The organism is Bifidobacterium jacchi (assembly GCF_009078285.1).
Taxonomy (GTDB): domain Bacteria; phylum Actinomycetota; class Actinomycetes; order Actinomycetales; family Bifidobacteriaceae; genus Bifidobacterium; species Bifidobacterium jacchi.
On the sequence record NZ_RQSP01000053.1, the window covers coordinates 10589 to 13615 of the forward strand.

At 62.6% G+C, this 3027-nt stretch carries 1 protein-coding gene; it reads right to left on the reverse strand.

All coding sequences use genetic code 11. The features are described from left to right. Positions 1-230: 230 nt before the first annotated feature. A complete protein-coding gene (locus tag EHS19_RS09605) occupies positions 231-2915 on the reverse strand; it encodes a sugar porter family MFS transporter (protein ID WP_151917538.1) in 2685 nt (894 codons plus the stop codon). Between the last annotated feature and the right edge of the window lie 112 nt (positions 2916-3027).

The window sequence follows — 3027 nt, forward strand, 5'->3', positions numbered from 1 at the left end:
GCCGTTCATGGTGTTCTGATTGGCTGGTGATTGGTTGCCAATTGGCAACCAACATGCCACTGGTTTGTCTCGTAATTGGCAGAGCGGTGTTGGCCCCCTCGGAGGACAGCACCACCAAGCAAGCAGCGGAGCTGTTTGTAGGTGCTGTGCGAGCCGACCGGCGAGCCGGCAGGCTGTGCGCACAGCGTGTCAGCCGCAAGGAGTCGCCGACGAGAGCCGTCGGGTGGCCGTCAGTTGCGAATCAGTGCGTCCAGACTGTCAAGAGCCGCGTTGATGGCGCGGTTTTCGCGCGCATACTCCGCCTTTGACGATTGCGTTGCAGAGGATGCCGATGACGAGCCTTCAATACCACCCTCGATGACCATCGCATCGGTGGACGGTGCACGACGACTATCATCGGCGCGCGATACGCTGCCACGAGTCGTGCCGTCGTATGAGATGCCATCGTTCGTTCGCAGTGGCACGGTCCGCGTCGCTGTCGCTCGCATCGGAACCGACTGTGCGCGTGCTGGAATCGGCGGTATCGACGGACCATCCAGCGAACCGGACGAAGAGCTGGACGAAGAGCCGGATGAGCGCCCGCGCTGAGGAACGTCAACGTTTTCGACCGCACGTCGAGCCTCTCCGGAAGCCCTGTTGCCCGAGGATTCCCCAGCGTTTCGGTACGCACTGCGAACCGCACTCCTAGCTACGCTCTGAGCGGCACCCGAATCCGAACTCTTGGCCGCACCTCTGACACTGCTGCCGGCACGATCATCCACGGTCAGACGCCCGACGCGGACCGAACGACCATCCGGCTTTGCGCTTTCATCAGCGCTTTCGTCAGCGCTTTCGTCAGTCGATGCATAAGCCAGGCCAGTGTTGCCACCACGCTTGCCGTGCGCGCCACGTTCGTCTCGCTCGCCGCGTGCGCCGCGTGCGCTCCTGACCCGCCCGTTGTCGATACGCTCGATATCCTGCCGAATGTCATCACGAATACTGGCATCATCCGCGCTGCCGACGCTGGAAGCCGCATCGTCGAATGTGATGCGGTCCAGCGAATCGGCGATGGAGCTCCCGATCATCGACGGTCGCGCCATGCCACGCGGCATCGGGGGGGCGCTGAGAATGCGTGGGGCATGCGGCGTGACCGCTTCGATGGTGTCGTCGCCGGACGTGGTGTCATCCAGACCCTCCGAATAGTCATCCGAAGAACCATCCGAATGGTCCATCGTATCGTCGACCAGTGTGCTACCCGGTGCGCCGGCTGCCGGCGTACCAGCGGTAGCGCCCCGCCCGGCAGCCATACCCGCCATACCAGCCATATGCGCCATGCGCGCCCTCCGCAGCTCATCCTCCTCGATGATGGAAAGCTCACGCTGCGCATCCGCACGGGCATCCTCTGCCAGCGCCTTGATGCCCAACGCCTGCATGCGCTCGTTCTCCACGCGCCGCAGCGTCGCCTCGGCGTGACGGATGTTCGCATTCGCCGTCGCCAACGCGTACTGGGCCGCAGCCTTGGGCGTGTTCGGCCGCCACATGCGGTCGATGTCCTCCAGCGTGCGGTTCATCGTCTCCGGCACCAACGCCAGCCCGCCGCACAAGCATACGAAATCAAGCCCGGCGAAGATCAGGAAGGTGACGCCGCCGCCCATCCGATCGATCATCAACGGTGTGAACTGCGCGATCAGACCATTGGCGAACAGCAGACACATCACGCAAATACCGGTCGCCCGCCCGCGCAGAAACGTCGGAAACAGCTCGGGAATGACGATCCATGGAATCGGCCCCATCGAAATCGCGAACGATGCCGTGAACAGCATGACGAACACCAACGTCAGCGACGGACGATCCGCGAAATACGACGTGGCGATGCCCAGCGCGAACAGACACATGAACGACGAGCCGACCACCATGAGCCGCTTGCGACCCACCGAATCGATCAGATACATGCCGATGACGGTGAACACCAGCTCGACGCCGCCGACGGAAGCCGCCGCAAGAAACTCCGTATCGCCGCCGAAACCCAGTCGGGAGAACATGACCGGGCCATAGTAGGAGATGGCGTTCATGCCGAATGCCTGATTGAACACCGCCAGAAAGATGCCGATGACCAGCGCGCGGCGCAGACCTGGGCGGAACAGGTCACGGAATGAATTCGACTGCATCCGCTCGAACCGCACCGATTCGGCGATGTCATCGGTGCGCGTGCGTGCCCGCTGCGTGCCCATGACATGCTCAAGCACTGCGAAACCCTCGTCGACGCGCCCGGTTTGAATCAGGAATCGCGGGCTTTCCGGCGCCTTCCACATGGCGAGCAGGAACACGAGCGCCGGCAGCGCGCTGATTCCCAGCATCCAACGCCAGCCGTAGTTGATATCCCACAGGGTGGTGCCATACGAGGCGATGATGTAGTTGACGACGTTGGTCAGGAAAATGCCGCAAACGGCGAGCATCTGATAGGAGAACGTCAGCGTGCCGCGAATGTCGGTCGGCGCCGACTCGCTGATATAGGTGACGGCCAGCCCCGCCGTAAGACCCAGCCCATAACCGCCCACGGCTCGCGCGGTGATCAGGTCAATGGGGCCCAGTGTGAGCGCGCTCCACACCGCGGCGACCAGAAAGAACAGGCCGCCGACCATGAGAATGCGACGTCGCCCGAACCGATCGGAGAAGAAGCCGGCGCTCGCCGCCCCGATGACCGCTCCCAGCACGATCGAGGAGATCACCAGGCCTTCCATCGTGGTGCTCAGCGTGTAGCGGGTGCGCAGAAACTCGATTGCACCTGAAATCGACACGGTATCGTAGCCGTACAGCAGACCGGCAAGTCCCGCACTGAGCGCCAATCCGAATGTGTACTGACCGGAGCCATTGGGGCGAATAGCCGTACCGAGCGGATTGCCCTGTTTCGGGGCGACGTGAAACAGACCCGCCATGCACTCTTCCTCTCATCATGCAGCAGTGGGGAATACGTAGCCATGCTAGTCCGCATAGCCGAGTTTTCCTCTGATTTGTCCATTTGGGCGTGTTATAGGGGGGGCTCTGGGG